Origin of the sequence: Alkalibacterium gilvum (assembly GCF_900109085.1) — a bacterium.
Taxonomy (GTDB): Bacteria; Bacillota; Bacilli; order Lactobacillales; family Carnobacteriaceae_A; genus Alkalibacterium; species Alkalibacterium gilvum.
The window spans coordinates 1-22,031 of record NZ_FNYW01000011.1; the positions used below are offsets into that span (position 1 = coordinate 1).

Here is a 22,031-nt window from a genome sequence, read left to right on the forward strand (position 1 = left end):
CTGTAAGGCGTTATATTCCTGAGTATAACGACTACTACGATAAAAAGTACAATGAAGTACCAAAAGCCCAGCACAAGCGAGCCCTCGTCTTAACAGCACGAAAATTTGTGCGTCTGGTGTTTGCACTCCTAAGCAATCACCAACTCTATATCGCCAGATCGGAGGCGATAGAGTCTTAAGAAAAGTGTTTTCTTAAGGGCGGATATCCGGAAGTTAAACCGAACGTATTTTCGGATACGTGACGGTTTAGTTGAGTGCGGCTTTTTTTATCGAATATTACTGAAATCTCTTAATCTTTGTTCTTGACTTACCACCATAATGCTTTTCTATTAAAATTTATTTTCTTGCGTGCGCTCTCCTGTACCTTTTTGCATGTACATACGTGCACCTTCATTTGATCCACCTAGCCTCATAGCCAATATTTTGAAATCAAGGTAAAACAAGTGAAATCTTTTATAATTATTACGGGTGCCTCTCACACTATACTCTATATGATTCGTTAAATATTCATATTTAAACTATACATTATTTAATGATACAAAAACAGTGATGATATTGGAAGGCTATAATACCTTTGTACTTATCACCACTGCTTTCTATTTTTCAAAACGTTGTCCTACTTATATTGAATAATTTCCTCAATTAAACGAACAAGATGCGTTTCTTTTAGATCCGGTTTTAGGTAATACGGATTATACTGATCCTTTTTTCTTTTAATATAAGCCGTGACGAGGCCTTCTTTTTTAGCACCGTATAAATCCCAGTCGTGGGTTGCCACTAGAACTGTTTCGTCTGCCTCGAGTGCTTCTTTTTCCAAGACAAATTGATACATATTCTTAAAGGGTTTAAATCTTTCAACAGCATCCACTGAGTAATAAGTGTCGACTAAATCCTTTAACCCAGAATGGGCAAGTTGCGCTTCAAGCATCTCATTGGATGAGTTGGTTACTGGAATAATTTTTATCTCTGCCTCTTTTAGTCGTTCTAGTGCTTCGAAGACATCATCATAGGCAGGTAAGTGTTTAAACGTTCCTAAGATATCAGTTTTGATATCTTCCGTCAATTCCTTGTCATTTTCAATAAAGACACTTTCTAAGGCTGCCTCTGAAAGCTTTCCAAAATCAACATAATCATTCAAGCCACCAATTACTGTGGAAGAATGGAGCAGCTTGGAAAACCAATACTTCACAACATGCTTATCTTGGAAGTAGCGTCCAAATGCTTCTTTTAGTGGCGTTAAATCTAATAGGGTTTCATTCATATCAAACAGTACTGTTTTAATCATACTTGTACTCCTTTATTCGTACGCATCGTATTCATACACTACTCTACGCTTTTGTCCAGTTAACAACCATTTCAACATCAGCGGCTTCCATTGTTGTAAAGACTGGGCATCTTGAATCCACTTCTTTTTGAAGTTCATCTACACGCTCTTGTGTTTCACTTGTTTTAACACGCGCATCCACGAATACTTTTTGGAAATAAGGACGAACATTTTTGTTCCTCATCATGCCGTCAGGATCCATTTCTGCTTTGATATCAAAGTCAATTTTCTGTAGATCAAAGGACATTTCTTTAGATATAATGTTAGCCATTGCATTTTCGCAACCTGCTAATGAACCGAGTAAAACTTCAAGAGGCGCTGCTCCTTCATCTTCACCGCCCAAATGTTTAGGCTCATCTATAATGAATTCGTGTCACTTCGTGCTCACTACTGTGTGCATTTTATCTGTGATTGCTGAAATTTTTTCAATTTTTTTAGCCATTGTGTTATTCCCCCCAATAATTATTTTATGCTTACGCCATCAGAAAATGTGTATTTAAGTTTTGTCAAACTTATTAAAAGTAAGCCGTAAATACACTTTCTCTTTACAGGCCTCTCTTATTGATGTCAAAAATATAGATTGGACAAGTCTTTTTTGAAAATATCAGTACAAAGACTCGGCTTCTACACAGGTGTTAAAAGAGAGTGCTGTCGCCTACTTTATTAAAAACTATTTTACATATTTTTCTGAGATAAACACTTAACGTTTTCGGAGTTTTACACTCTAGGTAAAGTCAAGAGAGGATCTATCTCTGTTCGAAAATTTCTTGATCGTACATATTGGGAACCCGATTCACTCGTTGCTGCTTCTAGTAGTGGGGCTTCTGAGCATTTAACCACTATTGTTTCAGAACAATTTTCAAGGTATGCATGTACCATTTCTTTTGTATGATACGTTTCACCATGGGCTCCTTTAAGATAGATATATTCAATATCTTTACTACACCGACTCTCCTCAGCTCCTGAGTTCATCTTGATTTTAGTCGCGTAAAGCATTGTGTCCTCTCCCTCCTTATCCTAAGTTTAGGCTATAATTCCTACAATTCGAATCAATAGAATGGCTGCACTCACAATAGTTATGGCTTTTTTAATGTGCTGAGGTTTGCTTTCCCCAGAGAGATACAGATACAGGAAGGCCCCCGTTATTATGACATTACTTATAATCGATAGGATATTCCCCATTCCTATGTCCAAGAGTATAATAATAAGTTCAAACACAACACCAATTGCTGAAGAGTAGAACAAGGCTGACCAGATCTCATTTTTATAAACATCCGTGTCCTTTGCAATCCATTGCGTTGGAAATTTTGTCACTAAATACTGAATGCCTATTCCAATCAAACCACCAATAACACCGAATACAGCTCCAAAAAAAATGCCTAGAGACATCACGTCCGGATTAAGTTCAGCGAGCTCGGTTAGTTCAGGATCAGATGAAAGGTCGGCCGCATTAAAGGTCACCACAATCGATGTCACTAAGGCAACAATAAATACCAACAGGGCTATCCAAGGGAATTTCTTTTTTGGTCGTGCTATTTCGTTGTTCACTTAAAATCTCCTCCAGTTATAAAATTAAGATAATACGTCTTGTTTATTAAATACATAGTAAGATAAGCCTACAAACGCACAGACATAGACAACATTTACGATAATTGAGAAAGGTAAAGTTAAGCCATCAATCGACACCATCCGGCCCGGCAAGTATTTCTCCAGACTCCAGTTTGCTGTAATTAAGTATTTTGCTAGTTCTGTTTTCGATACCAAGAAGTTTGTTACGCCAGCACCTAAAAAGATAGCGCCTAGTGTTCCACCTAGAGCAATTGTGGTATTTCGAGTAAGGGTTGATAACATAAAGGCCAGACTGGCAATGATTACTAAATAAACTAAATTACTTGCAACTAATCCAGCAAAATAACTAATGAATGACGTATGGTCATACAGTCCTTCTGTTGTCATAAAGACATACTCACTTGTTGGATTCATGTCTGTTGTGAATAAAGCAAAAAGAGTTATTGATAGATACAATAGGCCATAATAAAATAATGACAATAATAGGGTTGTTACATATTTAGATGTTAAAATTTTGCTACGAGACTGAGTGCGAATCAATAATAGCTTGATTGTTCCCATATTAAACTCTTTGGAGACCATCGCACTTGCTATAATTGTTACAAAAATACCAATCAATGCATTTAGGCTTGATGCGCCAACTAAGTTATCGAAAAAATTATTAGTAGCTGGTGGTTCAATGTCTTTATCTAAATGATAGCTGAGTCGTTGCACCTCGCCTTCATTCGTGCTCGCTATAATGCTGTCGCTAAAAGATAATTCTCCTTCTTGACTACGTATCGTTTCTGCTTCTTCTTGTAGCGTCTGCACTTGCTGGGACACTTCGCTTTGCCAATTTTCACCATATGTATTGGTTTCTATGGCTTGTTCATTATTGAAAAGCAGGGGGATAAAGCTAAAGAAGGCGGAAATCCCAACAATAAAGACCATGATAATAATATTACTTTTTCTTGAAAATACTTTTTGCCATTCATTGATAATTAGTTGTGTCATCGAATTCTCCTTTTATTCAGCTGTCAGATGCAAGAAGCGATCTTCGAGCGACTGTTTTATCGGTTCTACACTGTATATAGCGATATCATTATTCACAAACACTTTCACTATTTCAGAAACATCATCCAGTCTTGGTGGCAATTCTATCACCAAATTATCGTCCATTAATTGACTCTTGATGTCATAATGCGTTTCCATTAACTCTTGTGCTTTAAGTGGATGAGAGACGTTAAATTGATACCGTTCTTTGGTCTCTTCTTTGACATTTTCTACCGTAATAAGTTCGCCTTTTTTAATAATAGCAATACGGTCACACATCAGTTCAATTTCACTTAGTAGGTGACTTGATACAATAACTGTGACATTTTTTTTCTTGGCGAGCATGCGAATATGTCGTCTTAATTCTTGCATACCTGCAGGATCTAAGCCATTCGTCGGTTCATCTAGGATCAAAACTTTTGGGTCATTCATTAGTGCCTGGGCGATCCCTAAGCGTTGTTTCATTCCTAGTGAATAATCTTGAACTTTGTCATTGATTCTATCAGTTAGATTAACAAAGTCTACAAGCTCTGCCACTTTTTCTTTTGTTACACCCTTATCCATCCGTCTAAAGTAGTCAAGATTTTTTTGACCTGAGAAAAAAGGATACATTTCTGGATTTTCAACAATAGCTCCAACGTTTTCCATCGCTTCTTTATGCTCTTTATCAATATTATGACCACACACACTAATCTGGCCTTCAGTAATATCAATCAAGCCAACAATCATACGAATAAGCGTTGTCTTTCCTGCGCCATTCGGTCCGAGAAGACCTAATACTTCACCTTCATTGATTGTTAGCGAAAGGTCTTTAATTATTTCTTTTCTATTAATTGTCTTACCAACACCATCTAATTCAACTGTCGCTGTCATAGTTGTCCCCTTTTCTATCCTTACTTTAAATACGCGTTTAAATTTTCTATCATAAAGATTTTACCACGTTGTGACTTATTACACAAATCGAATATATAGATTTTCGCTTTTATTTATACTATATTAGTTCAGTCTATTATTTAAATACTAACTATCTATTCTTTGTACTATTTTTTTACACATTCTACCTCAACTATTTTTTACTTAGTACGAGTGCATATGTATTTACAGTTTTATTTACCTATCTTTATACTCATCAACCCCTTCTCTTTTGGAATAATCCTTCCTGGATGCCTATTTTTTTATTGCTAGCCTATAGTTGTTTACTCGCACCCTCTAAAACTAGACTAACGAGTAATGTAAGCTAGTTCTTCGAAGAACATTCTCAAAAAATAATCGTATCATATTTTTTCCCCATAGCAAACTGATATCCCATACAAAAATAAAAGAGTTGATATCATGCTGGTTAAACTGCTGATATCAACTCTTTAAAGTACTATTCAAATTGTTTTTTAGCGATAAATAACTCTGGATGTTAACTTAACTTAGTCACTTTTCAACATAAATTGGAAAAGTACTCGCCCCAAGATATATGAGGGCGCCCCGCTGCTTTTTTGAAGTCACTCGGATTATTTTCAGCACCAAGAGCGATTCCTTGATAGATGCCTGAAACAATTTCACCAAGAAAGTTCCCGAGAGAATCTTGAGACATTTTTTGAATGCTTCAAAACTAATTGGTTTATAATCAAGTCTTGTGTCAAACGCTTCATTTAAATAAGTCGCTAACTCCATTTGGGTTATAGCCTCCCCGTTTAAATTATACGTTTGACCATTATGTTTATCTTCAGTAAGCATTTTATAGTAGGCATAGGCTAACTCTTTACGCGTCGTATACCCACATTTTCCGTCGCCAGCACAATTTTTTATGTGTCCCATTTTGACATAAGTATCAATGTATTCGACGTCCGGTTCAATATAAATTCCATTTCTACCGATAACGTAGTCTAAACCACTTTCTTTAATGTCCTCTTCTGTTTTACGATTACTTTTTACAACAGGCGAAAACCCAGTGCCCTCTTCCATCCCTTGTATGCTCGTATAAACAATTTTCTTTACACCAGCTTTTTTTGCAGCCGCAATGACATGACGGTGTTGGTCAAGGCGGTCTTCTGGCTCGGCCATACTCGAAACGAGTAGAACGGCATCGATACCCACCAAAGCTTTTTCAAACTCTAATTGAGAATCGTAATCCCCTTTTCTTACTTCTACACCTAATTCATCCACTAAAAATTGGGCTTTTAAAGGAGAGCGTGCAATGCCTATCACCTCGTCATCAGCTGATTTTTGTTTAAATACTTCACGAAGGATTGTTGACCCGAGTTGGCCATTACAAGCTGTTACTGCATAATTCATAATATTACCCCTTTCAATTTTCACTTCTTTTATTAAAGTATTATAGCACTAATTTACACTACTTTATTCGTTATGTTTGTTTATGATACTTAATTATTTAACCAAAGAAGTTCAAGGTGCTTAATACAAGATAAGTTAAAATTAAGAGTGCAACGATTCCTAAAAAAACACCATAGGTCGTCCAGAATTTCTTTTTTATTTTCTTTATTTTATTGTTTGGCTTCTCAGTCATTATAGGTTCCTCCATACTTTGATAGAATCATTCTTAGCTTGTTTTATGCTTTATCATTTTCAGAAAGTAAAACTGCCTGATGGATATAAGCGGTGACATTTTTTGCTTGATATCTATTAGAGTATTTATTTTTTTCGCTTCTCTTCTTAACAGTTCCTTCGAGTATTTTTTCACTCCATACTTTGGTTGTCATACCATTTCATTACATACCGTTTTAATTCATTTAATCTCTCGTAATTAACTTTATCGTTTTCCGTTAGACACTGCTCCATGGTTTGGTCGATAAGTTCAAGATACTTTATTCTTGGCTTTTGTTCGACAAGATGGTCCTTAAATATATTTAGAAGGATAACGGTGTGAGTCATTTGTTTTATGTATACGGGTGCTTCCATCGCTTGTTCGGTAATCATCATAACGATATGTTTACTTTTGTCTGTGTCTCCTTGGATAGACGTGAATTGTTTTTTAACGTCACGCAATAAATAAATAAGTAAGGCATCTATACTACCCATTGAGTCAGTCGTAAAGGTTTTAAGAATCAAAATTTCCGTGTAGAGATATAACGCTACGTCAAAATAGAAGACAAGGCCTTTTATCCTAAAGGTAGTGTCGATAAGCTCACCAAGGTCATCAGTTAAATCCATGAGTTGAAAAGCGTTAATGCCATCAGGATGGGTATCAAAATAATGCGCAATCACCTCTCTGATCTCTCGCTTAATATAAGTTGTATCCGGATAATTCCGCTGATCGTAATACTTGTTCAACAGATACTCTTTTTCAGCTGGATATTTCTTTATTTGTGCAATCAAAAGGCCAATCAATTCATTTTTATAAAAGCGTGAGAGTCTTAGGCACAGGTCCTCATAATTAATCATGCCACTTCGTTCACTCTTGTGTTCCAGTAGGTAATAAAATACCGCAACTTGATGCTTACAGTAGGGTCCCCAATCATACGGACAAGTGCAGTTAGTGCTTTCTATGGTATCAGAATCCTCCTCAAGCAAGACGGTAACGATATACCTTTTTGTCCCAGCTATTTTAAATACAAAGTCGTTTTCTGAGCGTTTATCCACTGTTGCAATTTTTTCACGTTGATGATAATCCAAGCCTCTTTTTAAAATCGTTGGATCAATCTCATCTTCAAAATTCGTCAGTCTCATTCTCCACACTCCTTGCACCTGCATAATATGTAATTGCCAACATAGCGATTGTTTATTCTTTTATTATAACACATTAAAAAAGGAGCCCTTCTTAAAGCCCCTTCGAAAAAATTGAGTTGTACAGTCTAAAATAAAAAGTGAATCTAACTATTCAATCTGAATTACAAAGTACATAATTCACGCTATTTGCTTAAACTTCTTTGTTTACGGAGTTCCTTTCAAAATCTTTGATATAACGCCGGATTAAGTAAAGGAGATATAGGCCTAGAAGTGAGCCCGTAGCAGAAAAGAGATAGAAGAGACTATGTTCTGCTCTAAAGAGATAAGACAAGACTAAAAGTCCTGTTACTAAAGTAAATAGGATAAGAACACTAAACACTTTCATTCCTTTCGATCTACGTCTCGCATGAAAGAATTCAAGAATAAGGTCCAAACTAACTTCGACAATAAATTCAATTAAATCCGACATAATCTGTCTCCCTCTCCAATGCTTCCCAGAATAATTCGTGAATCCTTCGTGAATCCTTTTCCTTTATATAACGCATGCCATAATTGGTTGGGTGTTCATTTTCTTTGAATGTAACATCCATATGACCGATATCTTTATTGACTAATGCAATAGATGTCGAATACGACAAGGCCTGAACATTTTGAGGCATAATAAAGAATTGAACTGTTGTAAAGCCTTCAAATTGTTGAATACACAATAAACGATTCTTCTGTATAGCGTAAGCCTGAACCTGACTTTTTTTCCATGCCATTAATAAAATAATAATTAAAATCATTGAGGCGATTATAGCTATGGTTGTATTAAAGTACAAAGCGATAGCCACCAAAGGGATCCCAGCCAACATTTTCCATCTCAAAAAGTACCAGACTCTATTTTGCGTTACCTTTTTAACCTTAGGCTTCTCAATCGCTCTATCTGGAATAAACTGGTTTAAGCGCGTATACACTTGGTCATTGGAAATGAGTGGGAACAAGTATACCTTCTTGATTGATAAACTCTCTCCTTCACTTTCCTGCCCACCCATAATAACTAATTCAACCGACGAACGATTAAATAAATGACGCAAGAGCTGTTTGTTGACCTTAATTCCTTGTATTTTACTTAAAGGAATTTTCTGCGTTTTTCTTTCAAATAAGCCATATGAAATTGTTAGAGTATCCTCATGACGTTCTGCTTTATAATCATAGAAAAGTAAGAAGCTCTTTAAGAGTGACAAAGCAGCAATTATAAGAAGCCCCATAAACATGAGTCCCACAATCAGAATGCCTCGAACATTGCCAACTAAAGATACAAGCTCGGAAAAGAAGCGATCAGGTATCCATTCGAAAACAAAAGATAAGGCTGTAAAAACAATTAAAATAGCTGTTAAATCAGTTAAACCAAAGAGCACAACGTCTTGGTATTTTAAACTAAACTGATTGTCAGCAGCTTCAATTTCCTTTTCCTCATCCAAATCAGGACTCGTCTGATTTCGATAACTTTCAATCGTTTTTATAATAGATTCATCAACTGCCGTCAAAGAGGCTTCCGCTTCTCCGGGTGACGTGCTAGCTGTTTCAATAAGGACTTCAATAATGTTAAATGGTTTAAAAAAGAACCATTGACGTTGCTTCACTGTTTGAATGCGCTCATAGGTTATCTCAGTTTCACGTTTGTTGAAAATCCCTTTATACAAAGTAATATGATCGGATGAAAGTGTATAAGTATGCGTCCAATATTTTATGAAACTCTTCGCACTAAGGAATAGAATCAGTGCACTTAATGCAAGTATTGAATACAAACGGCCACTGTCTATATCAACTAAAAACAATACGAACAGAAAAACCCAATGCTTGATGTCGCGAATAAAGTAGACAAGGACGGCTGAGGGATGGAATCTCTCTCGTTTATTCTCCATACTCATCCGTCTCCTCCACTTTTTTCATCACATTTTGCCTTATCATTTGTGCCTCTTCAATAGATAAACCAGCAATACTATGATCCGTCGCTGCAGTATGAATAATTAGTTCCATCAATTCTTCACGCCTTAAAAAAGGGCCCTGTTCTGTTTCGATATGTTGGATTCTTGAAAATGGGACATAGGTAATCGAACGAAAAATAAAGCCTTTTTGGAAAATGATCTCCTTTGGCGTGACTTCATATCTGAAAAAATTATAACGATAGTCAATTAATAAAAAATTCAACAAGAAAATAATGAGGATTATTCCAAAATAAACGCCCGCTATAATTAACCATGTTCCTTCTAGATTTTCAAAATAAAGGAAGATTCCTGCAACAACTGCACCAAAGAGTAAAGCGATTGTTAGCGTCACAAGACTTGTTTTTCGCCAAACTTTTTTCAGTGAAACGGGTAACTTGTTTTCTAATAGAGGATAATTCATAGACACACTCCTTTTGAACTATATTTATTATCAGTCTAACATAATTAAAGGATCAAAATGATCACTTTGTGAAAAAAGTTTTAGCTTTCTAACTTTTGTATAAAGCGGTAACATTTAGTCTGTTTGTCTAAAAAGAAGGATTTGATTTTCTTATGTATAACGCTCTCATTGTGATAAGATAAGTACAGATAAACTATTTATAGGGGGATTTATTAATGGAAGAACGAACACTTGTCATAATAAAGCCGGATGGCGTTGAACGTAATTTAACGGGACATTTACTAAAGGAGTTTGAACGTAACGATTTAAGAATTAGCCACTTAAAGACCATACAACCTGAAACGGCACGGGTTAGAAAGCATTATGCCGAACTATCTGACATGCCTTTCTTTAATGACCTACTCACTTATTTTACTCGTGGACCTGTCGTAGTCTTTTTAGCTGATGGCGAAAACGCAGTTAACCGTGTGCGTGAGTTAGTCGGGGTTACAGATCCCAAAGCTGCTCGACCAAACACATTACGTCGTTTATACGGAATAGATAAATCAGAAAACACGATTCACGCTTCTGATTCTATAGAAAGTGCTGAGCGAGAAACAAAATTGTGGTTCCCAGAACTATTTAACGCTTAATATTATGCAAAGCAAGCCTTCCCTTATTCTTTTGGGGGAAAGCTTGCTTTTTATTTGGATAAAAAGTCAGTCTCTCTCTACTCGGGTTCGGACACTTCCTTTTAATTCAAGTTGCAAAACTGTCGAACTTCTCTGTCTTCGACACTTTTAAACAACTTACCGTCTTTCTTTGTCCGAACCGTGCTCATCTTCGGACACTTCCTTTTAATTCAAGTTGCAAAACTGTCGAACTTCTCTGTCTTCGACACTTTTAAACAACTTATCTTCATTCTTTGTCCGAACCTCTTAGTAATCCAACCACATTTCTTACTTTAACAAAGAAAACAGACATAATTAAATAAAAAAAGAGCTAGCTCAGCTCTTTTCCTCTTGTTATGAAAATATATCTTATAAAAATACAATCAAGAACAGTAATATCATAATGAAATAACCAGACATGACGGTAACAATGCCGTTAAAGGTGAGTTCTGATTTGCCGATACGCAGTAAGAATTGATTTCGTTTCAGTACGCCCTTGTAGATGGCTATACTGCCTAACAGCATCAAGATATAAATCAGTCCCTTTTTAAAATATTCCAAAGTATCAATCTCTAAGGAAAAGCCTATGAAATAGTCTGAAAAATTAGCACCGAAGAGTCCGGTTAAAAGCGTAACAATACCCATGCTTACAACAGCAATGAGCGAAAAATTTTCAGGTAAAATATAGGTGGGCTTTATACGCTTGCCGAACAACATGGTTGAAAATTTAACATAGGACAAGATAGTGCCAAAATTTATTATATTAAGTAATAGTGTGATCCAAAAATCATCAGTTCCACTCGCAATCATGTATTTAGAAATACTTCCATTAAAAAATGGCGCTCCAGTGATACCAAGAACGGATAGAATAATCGCTAGCGCCACCCAAGGCATTTGCTTTAGTAAGCCTCTAATTTTATCGATATTTCGGTCGCCATATTCCTTCTCAATAAGGCCTGCGCTTAAAAATAACGTCGATTTAAACAAAGCATGATTAAAGATATGAAAAATAGCTCCGTAATAAGCAATCGCCGTCCCCATGTTTAAGCCGACAATAATAAGTCCAACCTGAGAGACCGTAGAATAAGCTAGAAATAATTTTATATCTCGCTGACCCAAAGCCATAATCACACCTAAAATGGAAGTGAAAAAGCCGACCCAGAAAAAGAAAGGCTGCATATTGATAGCCGGTTCAAACATTTGATTGAATCGGATGAAAAGGTAAACCCCGCTTTTAATATATAAGCCGCTTAAAACAGCGGAAATCACCGGTGGCGCGCTTGGTGTTCCATGTGCTTTGGGAAGCCAACTAAATAAAGGCATAACAGCAGTTTTATTTGAAACAGCAACCATTAACATAGCATAAGGAAGTATCATTGCCTTTGGATCCGTCAGCAAAGGTATCGCAGCATGGATAGCTCGGAGATCCAAAAGACCAAATGTCCGGTAGATCATCGCTGCACCAAATAAAAGAAAGGATGAGCCTAAGACGTTTACAAAAAAGTAAATCATCCCATCATATATCGCTTGTTTTTCCTTGTTGATCATAATCAGAATAGAAACAACGATTGTAGATACTTCAGAAAAAACAAAGATATTGAATAAATCACTCGACAAGAAGAGCCCCATAATGAGTCCTTCTAAAACGATAAATAAAAAATAGAATTTTGAGTGAAAATATTCTGTGTTCCCTGCATAAATCAAAAAGGCTAGATAAATAAAGGCCGTCATGAGTACCATAAAAATGGAGAGTGGATCCGCATATAAACTTAAGGCGACGCCGTCTGAGTAATCACCCGTATTCCAAATAATGGGGCCTGATAGTTTGACTGTGAGAAATTGATTGATTGCAAAGAGCACAAATGAGATTTGAAAAAGATAGACAAGAGGCTTTGCCCAATCATCCCGGATTAGATAGGCGATTGTTCCAATAAGTATGGGTGCTATGACAAATATACCTAACACTATAGTCCACGTCCTTGCTGCTCACGGTCCCTGGTCCAATGTGTGATCCCGTGTTTTTGTTTGTAATGCATAAACATAGTCAATCCAATGGCAGTAATGCCTATGCCAATAACGATGGCAGTAATCATCAATGCAGCGGGTACTGGATCTGCGAAGGCGGCTTCTTGAGCTTGGCCTATTGGTGGTACACTATCGGGGGTATAGTTAATTGTAATAAAAAATAAAATAATGCCAGATTCCATAACGGTTAGTGACATAATTGTTTTCAAAATTGACTTATTAATCATTAAACCGCAAAGACCAATAAAAAATATCAGAATGCCGGCAATTTCTCCAAAAATAAAATTCATTGGTTTCATCCTCTTCTCTTGAATAATATTGCGGTCAGATACTTATAACTCATCCCAGTATTTTATTACTTTAACGCCCTTCATAAAAAACAAATCGGTAAAAGATAATACTTAATCCGGAAAAAACCTTTAAACCAATTAGGCTATTCATAAGAATCATATAAAACTGACGTGAAATAAGTGAATAAAAAGGTTCAACTTGCATAAAAATATATAATACAGGTATGGCAACGATGGCTAGAAAAAGTAATTTTTCGAAATTTTCTAATTTCTCTAAGTCCAAATCAGAGTTAGGATACACTAAGTAGCGGGATATTAAGGCTGTAGCAAGGATAACCCCACCTTGAAACCCACCTCCTGGAGATATATGTCCATTGAAAATAGTATACAAGCCAATCAATAATACAAAAGGATAGATGGCGCCCACCATACGGATCACAATTTCAGAATTATCTTTACGGTTAAAGAGCTCTTCCTCTAGTGAGTATTGCTTGGCCTCTTTATGCGCCCAGGAAACGTTAATGACTTCCATAACGGACACTAACAGCATTAAAGCCTCTAATAATGTGTCAAATACACGGTAATCCAAATATATGGCTGCCACAGCATTTTGAGCACCTGTTTCTGCTAAAAAGCCTGCGGTAAAGTAATCCATCAAAGGTCGGCTCATTTTTTCAGAGTAATTAAGGAAGAAAAACAAGACGATAAAGACACTAACAACCATGAAAATGACGCGAATAATATTGATTGATCTATTCGTCTCTTTCACTTCTACCCACCTCATCCATATAAATTACGCGTATATCTTTGATATCTTTAATCACTTTGTCCATGTTGGCGACGATATCTTGGAAGACACGGTCAGATTTGTTGCCATAAAGATAGGTCAAATTTCCTTTTCGATGTACATAAAAATCATGGTTATCTTCTTGCATAATCTTCTCAATAGGATGATTCGTGTATGCCAGTTGCGGCTCAAATCCTTCTGTACGTTCCAGAAATTTTTCCAGTGGCCTTACAACGTTTGACATAATTTCATTAATACTTTCGTCGTTAAATACTTCAACATCCTCATTCACATAACAGATATCATAAATCGAGAATTTTTTAGTGGCGACTAAATACATAATGGTAGATATCCCGACACCAATAGCTGCCTCTGCTAATGCCACATCGGGCGCATTATAGTGCAGGTAGGTCAGGGTCATGATAAGTGAAAAGATTCCGAGGTAAATAACTGAACGCTTAATATTTTCTGAAAAGACCGCAAAACATGCAAAAACGAGTAAGCCGACCATCAAAAAGATTTGAAACATAAAGATCATCTCTCCTTTTTGATACGGTAACCACTGATATGGGCCGCTCGGGTAATGGCGTGCGTCGCAATCGGATTAGTAATCATATAAAGAGCCAATATAAGTACGATTTTCCCACTAAAGAATGCGAAGCCATGTTTGATTATCATGCCAGTCATAATTGTAAGAAAGCCTACCGTGTCCACTTTTGACGTAATCAGAATACGAGAAAAATAATCATTAAAACGATAGATACCAAGCACGCCAAGGGTCATAAAAATAAGGCCTATCACAATAATAATATTGCCTATAATGGTGGTCCATAGATTCATCAGATATCACCCCTTCTTTCAACAAAGCGAGAAAGCATAATTGTACTAATGAATCCAAGGACACCATAAATCAACGCTATATCAAGAAAAAAGGTACGTTCATTTATAACGCCGATAATGACGGCCGTTACGATAACTTTGGAAGAAAAAACAGCAAAGCCAAGCATACGATCATATATCGTTGGTCCAATAAGCACTCGACCTAATTCGAATACAGAAAGGATTGCTACAACAATCAGAACCATTTCATCAAAGTTCATTGACATTCCTCCTATTCTTTCCTTGCTAATTTTTCAAGATCTTTCCTTAATTCTATTTTCGTAACGTAAAAGGACCTTTTCTAATTTATAAGGGATTACATCTCTAGCGTCATCATCGTCAGCTGGTGGATTTAAGGCCAAGACTTGCAAGCGGCTCCCTTTTTTATCAACGGTAACAGTTCCTGGAGTTAGTGTGATTGAATTCGCTAAAATAGTGATAAGCAGCTCATCTTTTAGCTTTGTCTCACAGGTTATGATTTGCACGTCGGCCTCACCTGATAAAATATGAGGGATCACACTAAAGCCAGAAAACCAAATACCTTTGAAGAGCCGCAGCCCGTATTCTAAAAAAGTTAACGGGCCAAGCATATAGGCTCTTTGATAATCATCATTCAGCAAAAAGCGGTTTGTAAAAAACACAACAATAATGGATACCACCAAGCCCATGAAAAAAGTAGGAACAGAAAATTGCTCAACCAATATGACCCATATGATAGATAGTAAAAGAATAATCCCCATATTCTTTAGAAGTCCTTGGAAAATCAATCGAATATGAGTCATTACAACGCCTCTCCCTTCTCTTGAAGTTCTTTTTTAATATTAATTATTAAATGTTTTAATGAAGCAAAAACGTCAATAAGTAAATAGCTCGCTTACCATAAACTTATAAATTTATTTAACTCGTTTCAAAAAGGAACCAGGCACTTCAGACGTATAGCGTACAAGTTTATTAGTTCCAGGATGTACCAATACAAGAGTAGTCGCATGAAGTCCTAAACGTTTTATCGGATTTGTTTCTGCATCATAAAGCTTATCTCCAGCAATTGGATGGCCCATATCTTTTAAATGCGCACGAATTTGATGCTTACGTCCAGTTTCTAATTCCATTTCCAATAATGAATAATTTTCATTGCCTAGTACTTTTCGGTAATGCGTGACTGCGTGTTTACCGCCATTATCTTCTTGGTTGGAATACATTTTTATCCCCTTACTCTCTTTTAACCAAGAAGAAAGTTCCCCCTGTTCTTTTTCTACACGACCTTCCGCTAAGGCTGTATAAATACGTTCTTTTACTGTGTTTTTCCAGTCATTTTGTAAGACTTGCTGTATATCTTCTGACTTTGCATAAAGCATAACCCCAGATGTGTCTCTATCCAAGCGATGAACAACAAAAATCTTATTATCAGGATTTTCTTTTTTTACATAGTCGCTTAGTTGGTTATAAGCTGTGGGTTCAGTCGGATCGTCAGCTGCAACAGACAGCAGCCCTGCCTCTTTATTTATAACAATAATATCACGGTCTTCATGTAAAATAGATAGCCCTACTAATTCTGAACGTTTTTTTGATTCTTTATTACTCATCACACCGACTGTTTGGCCTGGTTTAAGTGGATGGTTATGCTGAGTAATTTCCTCGCCATCCACTGTCACTTGTCCACGAGTCAAGATGGATTTCACTGAGTTACGGCTTTTATTCGTAATAATTGAAAGTAAAAACGGCAACAGGGTCGTTTCTTCTTCCACTGTGTAATTATTGACTCCACGTTTATCAGACTGAGCAGTGCTTTTACGTCGTTTATCGGCTTTTCTTTTTGGATTATGACTACGCTTTTTTTTCATTTCGGTTCACTCCTAAAAATGTATATTCTTAAGTATTATAACAGAAAACGTTTTAGAAATATGTACATAACTCATTGGAATTTTATCATAATAAAAACAGAAAGGCATCAATGGTTATATTTACGCCCTTCTGTTTTGTTCTTTTTCATTTTTTAGACAAATGATTTTTAATAAATGTTGAGACCGTTCGCACCATTTTCTTTTTGAATGGAACAGACGGACTTTTTTCCTCTTCCAAGTCTGAATAAGTATTCAACGCATCCTTCAAGGCGTCATCATCCTCAAATTCCAAATCTTTTGTTTTCAATTTTTGTCGATTCATCTTGATATTTTTTTTGAATTGCTTTCTCATCAAACGCTCTAAAAGTCCTAAGTCAATGCTCTCACCATTTTTTTCTTTGGTTGCAATAATACTTAATACTTCAATATAGCTTAAGGATAAGGCACTCGTTACGATAGAGGCGGTTGTTCCACTTATTATACCGCCAACGATTGTCCCAATCCCTGGTATAAATTTAAAGGCATTAGCTACAACTGTCTTTCCTATCATTGTGGCCGATCCCGTCCCGCCAACAGCCGCTATAATACTAATAATCGTTGACTTATCCATTGATATACCAAAAATAGCTGTTATATGTGCCAACAAAGTCACCTGCATTGGAACTAAAACTGAAGCATCTGAAAAAGGTATCGGGGCAAAACCGACGCCAAAGGTTGTGGCCACATATCGGGATGCCCAACGTCTGGCAGCTTTGGCCTTTCGTTCTATGTCTGCCTGCTGGGCGTTGTTAAAAGCTTCTCTGCTCTCCTTTGGAATGAGTTGCAGTGTCTTTTCAATCAATTCTTTTAATCCAAATCGAGGAATAACATAATTATCTGATATTTCATACGGTTCAGACATAACATTTTGAACGGCAGCCACAGGCAGATTCATATCCTCCAAATAATTAGAAAAGGCATCGGCAGGTTTACCAATTGACTGTGTTAAAACAAGAATAACTGGAAGGATCTCGGAAATTTCTTTGATCAATTCGATTTCCATATCCTCTATACGGGAAGAATTTGCCTGTATACAATAGTAAACGGCATGAATAGCTTCACTTGAGTGTTTATTATCTTGAACAAGATTAAATATTTCTTTCATCACTTGTTTTTGAACTTTCTGCTGTAATTCTAGCCCTCTCGTATCATATAATACAATGGGAACGCCCTCTTTGCTGATACGACGAAGATGTTTCGTGACCGGTTTACCAATACCCGTATCTGCTAGTTGTTCACGAAAAACATTGTTGATTAGTGTGCTCTTACCCACACCTGTTTTCCCAGCAATCAGAATATTAACCGGGCTCATCTTTTCAACTTCCGATTCAGTTTTTTCTAATATTTCCTGTATCATATTATATTTACTGCTTGGTTGTTTCATCATCGTCCTCCTCGGTTGTTTAACTATAGTTTACCATGAAGTGATCTGTTTAACTAAGAAGAATCATTTTATACATGGTGCTAATAGGATACTATTCTCTTAGTTTCTCCATATTTATTCTAAAAAAAAGCTTTCAAAGAAACAACCAAGATATATGGTCTTCTTCAAAAGCGCGTTTTTTTATTTATCTATTTATTTTATCGGTACTCTGAAGGAACGCTATCTAATTCCTCTGCTTCAGTAATGTGCCACTCACCTTCGCCATATTGTAAATAGACACGATAAACAGTGTTTTTATCACTATCTGAAACCACGGTGAATGCGCGTCCTGGGCCATTATTTCCTACCCACCAAGTAATCATATTACCTTGTGAAATACCACTTACAGCACTGGCGTTTTGTGCAATAGCAGCACGGTCACCGGAGTTATCACCAAAACTAATGTTATAACTTTCATCTAATGGTGCATCAGACTCAACGTCTGCCTCCGTATCTTCCGCATTCTCAGACTCTTCTGCATTATCTTTTGAGTCGTCAGCGTTATCGTCAGTATCGCTGTCGTTTTCTTCGGTTGCTTCATCTTGTTCAGATTCTTCTTCATTAGAACTTTTTTCTTCGGAAGTAACATCAGAATTATTCGTTTCCTCGGACGCATCAGTTTTTTCCTCGTCGGCTTTCTTTCCAGATTCGGATGAATTCTCTTGTGTATCCTGTTCGGCTTTAGATATGGCTTCCGTGCCTGATGCAGCATTCTGTTCCTCAGACGTTTTCACGTCATCTTGACTCGCAAAAATGAAAATAACGAGTCCGCCTAGTATAACTAGCAATAAACCAATAACAATATAATAAATCTTTTCTATTTTACCTTTCTTCTTTTTCTTTTCTGAATTATTTTTATTTGTTCGTGTTTTGTTCATGATAGACTTCCTTCCTTTTCATCTATATTAACTCTTTAAGGAGTGTATCACATAACAGTGATCTTAATGAGTAATTAACATAACAATGTGACGACAATCATTTCAACTATATTTCTATCAAATATATCTTGACTGTTCCTTATTTATGGGAGGTTATTTTCCTCAAAGGTAGTGTAACAAGCGGTGCAATAATAGCGGCTGCGATGGCTTCGGCAACACCATTGGTTCCTACAATAACAGCTAGCGCTCCCGCTAAATTACTGATATCGACATCAATGGCTTGGGCATACGTTTCCCCGTAAAAGAGATAGATAAAGAATAATACAAAGATAGTATTTGTAAAAGAGCCAACAACCGAAGCACTTGCTAAAGCCAACTTATCTCGCTTAGAGAAAATACGTCTAAATAAAGCATAGCCCCATCCTGTGAATAGGCCAATAAGTATACGAGGAAGCAAGGCGATCATCGGATTTGTCCAAAGCAATAAGTCCAAAGGAGTCGCAGGCATTGTATAGGCACGTATCATACGTGTTACACCCCAAATTGCTCCAATAATCATTCCATCAGTGGTACTCATCGTTAAGGTAGCAACAATTACGGTAACGTGTATAATCGTTGGGTTTAGTGGTGGTATTGGAATATTACCTAAAAAAGGCACAAAATTTTGAATCAATATAATGGCCGTTAATATACCTAATAAGGCAATGCGGCGTGGTTTTGATTTTTTTCGGTTCAATGACATAGCGTTACTCCTTTATAAAAAAGACATGGTTGAATCAAGTCATACGGTTGTTCATACTACGATTTAAGCGGCCAAGTAGCACAGTCAACATATGTGCCTCTTCTTCTGTCCAACCAGAAACAATATTCTTGAATTTGTCTTCCAATTTCGTTTGGTAGTCTTTATATGTTTCATTTGCTTGTTCATTCAGCTTGAAATAGACAAATCGCTTATCGCTACCCGTTGTTTTAGTAACTAGGCTTTTGCGTACGAGCGCATTCATTTGTCGGCTAACGGTTGATTTATCTAAACGACTTTCTTTAGTAATTTGTTTTAACGTCATTTCATCTTCTCCAATAATTTCTATTAGATTTATTGTGGAATGAGAAAGGTCCAAATCGTAAAGTAAATGATCAGTGACGTATTTGTAGTATTGATTCAATTCCGTAATTTTATCAAGTAATTGTGTAGAATTTTTAATATTGTCCATGTTACCCCTCTTTCTTAATCCTTTATTTGTATACGTCAACTATATCATGATGTCGAACCCTGAGCAATAAAAACCTCCTTGTTGGAACAGGTATTCATTTAATGCTATAATGATAAGGAGTTTTTATAGATAGGAGTGAGACACTATGTCTTTTGACGGTCTTTTCGTCCACGGTTTAAGAAATGAGTTAGCTGATGAACTAATTGGTGGACGTATTTCAAAAATACACCAACCATATGATAATGAAGTAATTTTACGCATTCGATCTAATCGAAAAAATAAGTCTCTATTACTGTCTGCCCATCCGCAGTATGCACGCGTGCAGTTGACAGAGATTCCTTATGATAATCCTGCACAAGCACCTAACTATTGTATGGTGCTACGTAAGTACTTGGATGGTGCAATTATCGAAACAATTGAACAAACAGAGAACGATCGTGTCCTAACTTTTACGTTTAACAAGCGTAATGAGCTTGGCGACACCGAATATCTTTCTCTCATCATTGAAATTATGGGACGGCACAGTAACGTCTTACTTGTAAATACGGAAGACAATAAATTGATTGACGCGATTCGTCATGTTCCCGCAAGTCAGAATAGTTATCGTACCCTATTACCAGGTTTTGATTATGTAAAAGCACCAAGCCAGGATAGACAAAATCCGTTTGATTACACAGGGCCTTTTCCAGTCGAGGCATTTGCTTTCAAAGATAAAGTCAAATGGATCCAGCAAACGTTTCAAGGGTTTGGTAAGGATTCTGCACAGGAACTCGCTTTCCGTATGGATAACAGTTCAGATGATTCGCCAAAGGCTATCTTTCAATATTTTATGGCCCCTTTTAAGGCAGATAATTTAAACCCTACCCTTACTAAAAAAGATCAGAAAGAGTTCTTCTCCCCTGTTCCTTATCAGGTTTTAGATGGTGAAAAACTTCCCTATGATTCTTTAAATAAATTAATGGACCGTTACTACCAGAACAAAGCTGAGCGTGATCGTGTGCATCAGCAGTCCAATGATTTAACGCATTTAGTTAAGAATTTGTATCAAAAAAACAAGAAAAAGATTCAAAAATTAAAGAAAGAAATGATCCAAACAGAAAAGGCGGATGCCTACAAAGTAAAGGGAGAAGTTTTGACGGCTTACCTTCATGAAGTCAATCAAGGCGATGCGTCGATTACCTTGCCTAACTTTTATGAAGAAGAAAAATCTTTAGAGATTGCTTTGGACCCTCAAAAAACACCCTCTGAAAACGCACAATATTATTTTTCACGCTATCAGAAGTTGAAAAACGCAAAAAGTCATTTAACGAAACAATTAAAATCAACCCGACATGAGTTGAACTACTTTGACACGGTACTAACTCAGTTGTCTATTGCAAGTACTTCAGATATTGAAGATATTCGCGATGAGTTACGCGATGGAAACTACTTGAAAAAGAAGAAAGGTAAAAAGAACCGGAACAAGAAGAACAAAAAATCTAATCCTGAAGTTTTTGTTTCCACAGACGGTACGCGTATCCTTGTTGGTAAGAACAATACCCAAAATGATGAGTTAACTTTGAAAAAAGCACATAAAAAGTACTGGTTTGCTCATGCCAAAAACATTCCAGGTTCTCACGTTATTATTGAAGAAATAAATCCTTCAGAACAAACAATTGAGGAAGCCTGTCTACTCGCTGCTTATTATAGTAAGTATCGGCTGTCCTCTTCTGTTCCAGTGGATGTTGTCCAAGTCAAGCATATTAAAAAACCAAATGGAGCTAAACCTGGCTTTGTCGTTTACGAAGGACAATCGACCTATTACGTAACGCCAAGCGATGAGAAGACCCGTGAGTTAAAAGCTAAAAAATAAAAAGTATAAGAGGCTAGGATATAAATTTCTCCTAGCCTTTTAACATTTCTAAAGTAGTTTAATTATGCTCCAAAAAATGATCTAACATCCCTTCTAAGTTCTCGCGAACGCCCCTTTCTTTTCTTTGAAAAAACAGGGCATTATCTAAAACAAACAGCCTAG

At 36.5% G+C, this 22,031-nt stretch carries 26 protein-coding genes and 1 pseudogene; 3 read left to right on the top strand and 24 right to left on the bottom strand.

Annotated elements, in window-relative coordinates; genetic code table 11:
* Positions 1–179 (top strand): annotated as a pseudogene (locus tag BMX83_RS10730) (IS110 family transposase); the annotation flags it as partial.
* 437 nt (positions 180–616) lie between these two features.
* Here BMX83_RS10730 and BMX83_RS04390 read toward each other — a convergent pair.
* From BMX83_RS04390 to BMX83_RS04440, 12 genes are all read right to left on the bottom strand, one after another.
* Entirely contained in the window at positions 617–1,285 is a 669-nt protein-coding gene (locus tag BMX83_RS04390; protein ID WP_091633904.1) for a haloacid dehalogenase type II, read from the bottom strand.
* Between the two features lie 43 nt (positions 1,286–1,328).
* Complete coding sequence (locus BMX83_RS04395; protein WP_218141917.1) at positions 1,329–1,667, bottom strand: OsmC family protein; 339 nt, start codon at positions 1,665–1,667, stop codon at positions 1,329–1,331.
* 374 nt (positions 1,668–2,041) lie between these two features.
* Positions 2,042–2,320: a hypothetical protein gene (locus BMX83_RS04400; protein ID WP_091633907.1), complete on the bottom strand. Its 279-nt coding sequence runs from the start codon at positions 2,318–2,320 to the stop codon at positions 2,042–2,044.
* A 27-nt stretch (positions 2,321–2,347) separates the two neighbouring features.
* The gene (locus tag BMX83_RS04405; RefSeq protein WP_091633909.1) at positions 2,348–2,872 is read right to left on the bottom strand and encodes a hypothetical protein; all 525 of its coding nucleotides are present in this window, start codon (positions 2,870–2,872) and stop codon (positions 2,348–2,350) included.
* A gap of 24 nt (positions 2,873–2,896) precedes the next feature.
* Positions 2,897–3,886, bottom strand: a complete 990-nt coding sequence (locus BMX83_RS04410) for an ABC transporter permease (protein ID WP_091633912.1) — start codon at positions 3,884–3,886, stop codon at positions 2,897–2,899.
* A gap of 12 nt (positions 3,887–3,898) precedes the next feature.
* Positions 3,899–4,798, bottom strand: a complete 900-nt coding sequence (locus tag BMX83_RS04415; RefSeq protein ID WP_091633914.1) for an ABC transporter ATP-binding protein — start codon at positions 4,796–4,798, stop codon at positions 3,899–3,901.
* 549 nt (positions 4,799–5,347) lie between these two features.
* Positions 5,348–6,211 carry an NAD(P)H-binding protein gene (locus tag BMX83_RS04420; RefSeq protein ID WP_218141918.1) on the bottom strand — a complete coding sequence of 288 codons (864 nt, stop codon included), beginning with the start codon at positions 6,209–6,211 and terminating at the stop codon, positions 5,348–5,350.
* 97 nt (positions 6,212–6,308) lie between these two features.
* Positions 6,309–6,443: a hypothetical protein gene (locus tag BMX83_RS11105; protein ID WP_281242037.1), complete on the bottom strand. Its 135-nt coding sequence runs from the start codon at positions 6,441–6,443 to the stop codon at positions 6,309–6,311.
* A 170-nt stretch (positions 6,444–6,613) separates the two neighbouring features.
* Positions 6,614–7,603, bottom strand: coding sequence for an SWIM zinc finger family protein (locus BMX83_RS04425; protein WP_177170495.1), 990 nt, complete (start codon positions 7,601–7,603; stop codon positions 6,614–6,616).
* Positions 7,604–7,793: 190 nt separating this feature from the next.
* Positions 7,794–8,072 (bottom strand): hypothetical protein, encoded by a 279-nt coding sequence (locus BMX83_RS04430; protein WP_091633920.1) that lies wholly within the window; start codon positions 8,070–8,072, stop codon positions 7,794–7,796.
* Positions 8,056–9,510 (bottom strand): PH domain-containing protein, encoded by a 1,455-nt coding sequence (locus tag BMX83_RS04435; protein ID WP_177170496.1) that lies wholly within the window; start codon positions 9,508–9,510, stop codon positions 8,056–8,058. Before BMX83_RS04435 ends, BMX83_RS04430 begins: the two co-directional genes overlap by 17 nt.
* Positions 9,500–9,994 (bottom strand): PH domain-containing protein, encoded by a 495-nt coding sequence (locus tag BMX83_RS04440; protein ID WP_091633924.1) that lies wholly within the window; start codon positions 9,992–9,994, stop codon positions 9,500–9,502. Before BMX83_RS04440 ends, BMX83_RS04435 begins: the two co-directional genes overlap by 11 nt.
* Before the next feature lie 215 nt (positions 9,995–10,209).
* Here BMX83_RS04440 and ndk point away from each other — a divergent pair, with 215 nt between their 5' ends.
* Positions 10,210–10,626 carry a nucleoside-diphosphate kinase gene (gene ndk, locus BMX83_RS04445; RefSeq protein ID WP_091633926.1) on the top strand — a complete coding sequence of 139 codons (417 nt, stop codon included), beginning with the start codon at positions 10,210–10,212 and terminating at the stop codon, positions 10,624–10,626.
* A gap of 387 nt (positions 10,627–11,013) precedes the next feature.
* Here ndk and BMX83_RS04450 read toward each other — a convergent pair whose 3' ends face one another.
* The 12 genes from BMX83_RS04450 to BMX83_RS04505 all read right to left on the bottom strand — a co-directional run bounded on the left by BMX83_RS04450 (position 11,014) and on the right by BMX83_RS04505 (position 20,017).
* Complete coding sequence (locus BMX83_RS04450) at positions 11,014–12,609, bottom strand: complex I subunit 5 family protein (RefSeq protein ID WP_245746628.1); 1,596 nt, start codon at positions 12,607–12,609, stop codon at positions 11,014–11,016.
* A complete protein-coding gene (locus BMX83_RS04455) occupies positions 12,609–12,959 on the bottom strand; it encodes a sodium:proton antiporter (RefSeq protein ID WP_091633932.1) in 351 nt (116 codons plus the stop codon). Before BMX83_RS04455 ends, BMX83_RS04450 begins: the two co-directional genes overlap by 1 nt.
* 70 nt (positions 12,960–13,029) lie before the next feature.
* Positions 13,030–13,728, bottom strand: coding sequence for an MnhB domain-containing protein (locus BMX83_RS04460; RefSeq protein WP_245746629.1), 699 nt, complete (start codon positions 13,726–13,728; stop codon positions 13,030–13,032).
* Complete coding sequence (locus BMX83_RS04465) at positions 13,712–14,275, bottom strand: Na(+)/H(+) antiporter subunit B (protein WP_091633936.1); 564 nt, start codon at positions 14,273–14,275, stop codon at positions 13,712–13,714. The genes BMX83_RS04460 and BMX83_RS04465 overlap by 17 nt, the downstream gene beginning before the upstream one ends.
* A gap of 5 nt (positions 14,276–14,280) precedes the next feature.
* Positions 14,281–14,586, bottom strand: coding sequence for a monovalent cation/H(+) antiporter subunit G (gene mnhG, locus BMX83_RS04470; RefSeq protein WP_091633939.1), 306 nt, complete (start codon positions 14,584–14,586; stop codon positions 14,281–14,283).
* Positions 14,586–14,846, bottom strand: coding sequence for an MrpF/PhaF family protein (locus BMX83_RS04475; RefSeq protein WP_091633942.1), 261 nt, complete (start codon positions 14,844–14,846; stop codon positions 14,586–14,588). Before BMX83_RS04475 ends, mnhG begins: the two co-directional genes overlap by 1 nt.
* 33 nt (positions 14,847–14,879) lie before the next feature.
* Positions 14,880–15,407, bottom strand: a complete 528-nt coding sequence (locus tag BMX83_RS04480; RefSeq protein ID WP_091633944.1) for a Na+/H+ antiporter subunit E — start codon at positions 15,405–15,407, stop codon at positions 14,880–14,882.
* 111 nt (positions 15,408–15,518) lie between these two features.
* On the bottom strand, positions 15,519–16,466 hold the full coding sequence (locus tag BMX83_RS04485; RefSeq protein WP_091633947.1) for an RluA family pseudouridine synthase: 948 nt from the start codon (positions 16,464–16,466) through the stop codon (positions 15,519–15,521).
* 145 nt (positions 16,467–16,611) lie between these two features.
* Complete coding sequence (locus BMX83_RS04490; protein ID WP_091633950.1) at positions 16,612–17,889, bottom strand: YcjF family protein; 1,278 nt, start codon at positions 17,887–17,889, stop codon at positions 16,612–16,614.
* Between the two features lie 197 nt (positions 17,890–18,086).
* Complete coding sequence (locus BMX83_RS04495) at positions 18,087–18,806, bottom strand: DUF1510 family protein (RefSeq protein WP_091633952.1); 720 nt, start codon at positions 18,804–18,806, stop codon at positions 18,087–18,089.
* A 139-nt stretch (positions 18,807–18,945) separates the two neighbouring features.
* Positions 18,946–19,548: an ECF transporter S component gene (locus tag BMX83_RS04500; protein WP_091633955.1), complete on the bottom strand. Its 603-nt coding sequence runs from the start codon at positions 19,546–19,548 to the stop codon at positions 18,946–18,948.
* A gap of 34 nt (positions 19,549–19,582) precedes the next feature.
* Entirely contained in the window at positions 19,583–20,017 is a 435-nt protein-coding gene (locus BMX83_RS04505; protein ID WP_091633958.1) for a MarR family winged helix-turn-helix transcriptional regulator, read from the bottom strand.
* A 145-nt stretch (positions 20,018–20,162) separates the two neighbouring features.
* On the opposite strand from BMX83_RS04505, the gene BMX83_RS04510 reads away from it, so the two are divergent.
* Complete coding sequence (locus tag BMX83_RS04510; RefSeq protein WP_091633961.1) at positions 20,163–21,869, top strand: NFACT RNA binding domain-containing protein; 1,707 nt, start codon at positions 20,163–20,165, stop codon at positions 21,867–21,869.
* Positions 21,870–22,031: the final 162 nt, after the last annotated feature.

Coding starts and splice junctions, on each gene's coding strand:
- BMX83_RS04505 (WP_091633958.1), bottom strand. CDS start 20,017: ATGGACAATATTAAAAATTCTACACAATTACTTGATAAAATTACGGAA.
- mnhG (WP_091633939.1), bottom strand. CDS start 14,586: ATGAATCTATGGACCACCATTATAGGCAATATTATTATTGTGATAGGC.
- BMX83_RS04410 (WP_091633912.1), bottom strand. CDS start 3,886: ATGACACAACTAATTATCAATGAATGGCAAAAAGTATTTTCAAGAAAA.
- BMX83_RS11105 (WP_281242037.1), bottom strand. CDS start 6,443: ATGACTGAGAAGCCAAACAATAAAATAAAGAAAATAAAAAAGAAATTC.
- BMX83_RS04480 (WP_091633944.1), bottom strand. CDS start 15,407: ATGACTCATATTCGATTGATTTTCCAAGGACTTCTAAAGAATATGGGG.
- ndk (WP_091633926.1), top strand. CDS start 10,210: ATGGAAGAACGAACACTTGTCATAATAAAGCCGGATGGCGTTGAACGT.
- BMX83_RS04435 (WP_177170496.1), bottom strand. CDS start 9,510: ATGGAGAATAAACGAGAGAGATTCCATCCCTCAGCCGTCCTTGTCTAC.
- BMX83_RS04485 (WP_091633947.1), bottom strand. CDS start 16,466: ATGAAAAAAAAGCGTAGTCATAATCCAAAAAGAAAAGCCGATAAACGA.
- BMX83_RS04490 (WP_091633950.1), bottom strand. CDS start 17,889: ATGAAACAACCAAGCAGTAAATATAATATGATACAGGAAATATTAGAA.
- BMX83_RS04440 (WP_091633924.1), bottom strand. CDS start 9,994: ATGAATTATCCTCTATTAGAAAACAAGTTACCCGTTTCACTGAAAAAA.
- BMX83_RS04455 (WP_091633932.1), bottom strand. CDS start 12,959: ATGAATTTTATTTTTGGAGAAATTGCCGGCATTCTGATATTTTTTATT.
- BMX83_RS04425 (WP_177170495.1), bottom strand. CDS start 7,603: ATGAGACTGACGAATTTTGAAGATGAGATTGATCCAACGATTTTAAAA.
- BMX83_RS04500 (WP_091633955.1), bottom strand. CDS start 19,548: ATGTCATTGAACCGAAAAAAATCAAAACCACGCCGCATTGCCTTATTA.
- BMX83_RS04430 (WP_091633920.1), bottom strand. CDS start 8,072: ATGTCGGATTTAATTGAATTTATTGTCGAAGTTAGTTTGGACCTTATT.
- BMX83_RS04510 (WP_091633961.1), top strand. CDS start 20,163: ATGTCTTTTGACGGTCTTTTCGTCCACGGTTTAAGAAATGAGTTAGCT.
- BMX83_RS04415 (WP_091633914.1), bottom strand. CDS start 4,798: ATGACAGCGACAGTTGAATTAGATGGTGTTGGTAAGACAATTAATAGA.
- BMX83_RS04420 (WP_218141918.1), bottom strand. CDS start 6,211: ATGAATTATGCAGTAACAGCTTGTAATGGCCAACTCGGGTCAACAATC.
- BMX83_RS04465 (WP_091633936.1), bottom strand. CDS start 14,275: ATGTTTCAAATCTTTTTGATGGTCGGCTTACTCGTTTTTGCATGTTTT.
- BMX83_RS04390 (WP_091633904.1), bottom strand. CDS start 1,285: ATGATTAAAACAGTACTGTTTGATATGAATGAAACCCTATTAGATTTA.
- BMX83_RS04400 (WP_091633907.1), bottom strand. CDS start 2,320: ATGCTTTACGCGACTAAAATCAAGATGAACTCAGGAGCTGAGGAGAGT.
- BMX83_RS04495 (WP_091633952.1), bottom strand. CDS start 18,806: ATGAACAAAACACGAACAAATAAAAATAATTCAGAAAAGAAAAAGAAG.
- BMX83_RS04475 (WP_091633942.1), bottom strand. CDS start 14,846: ATGAACTTTGATGAAATGGTTCTGATTGTTGTAGCAATCCTTTCTGTA.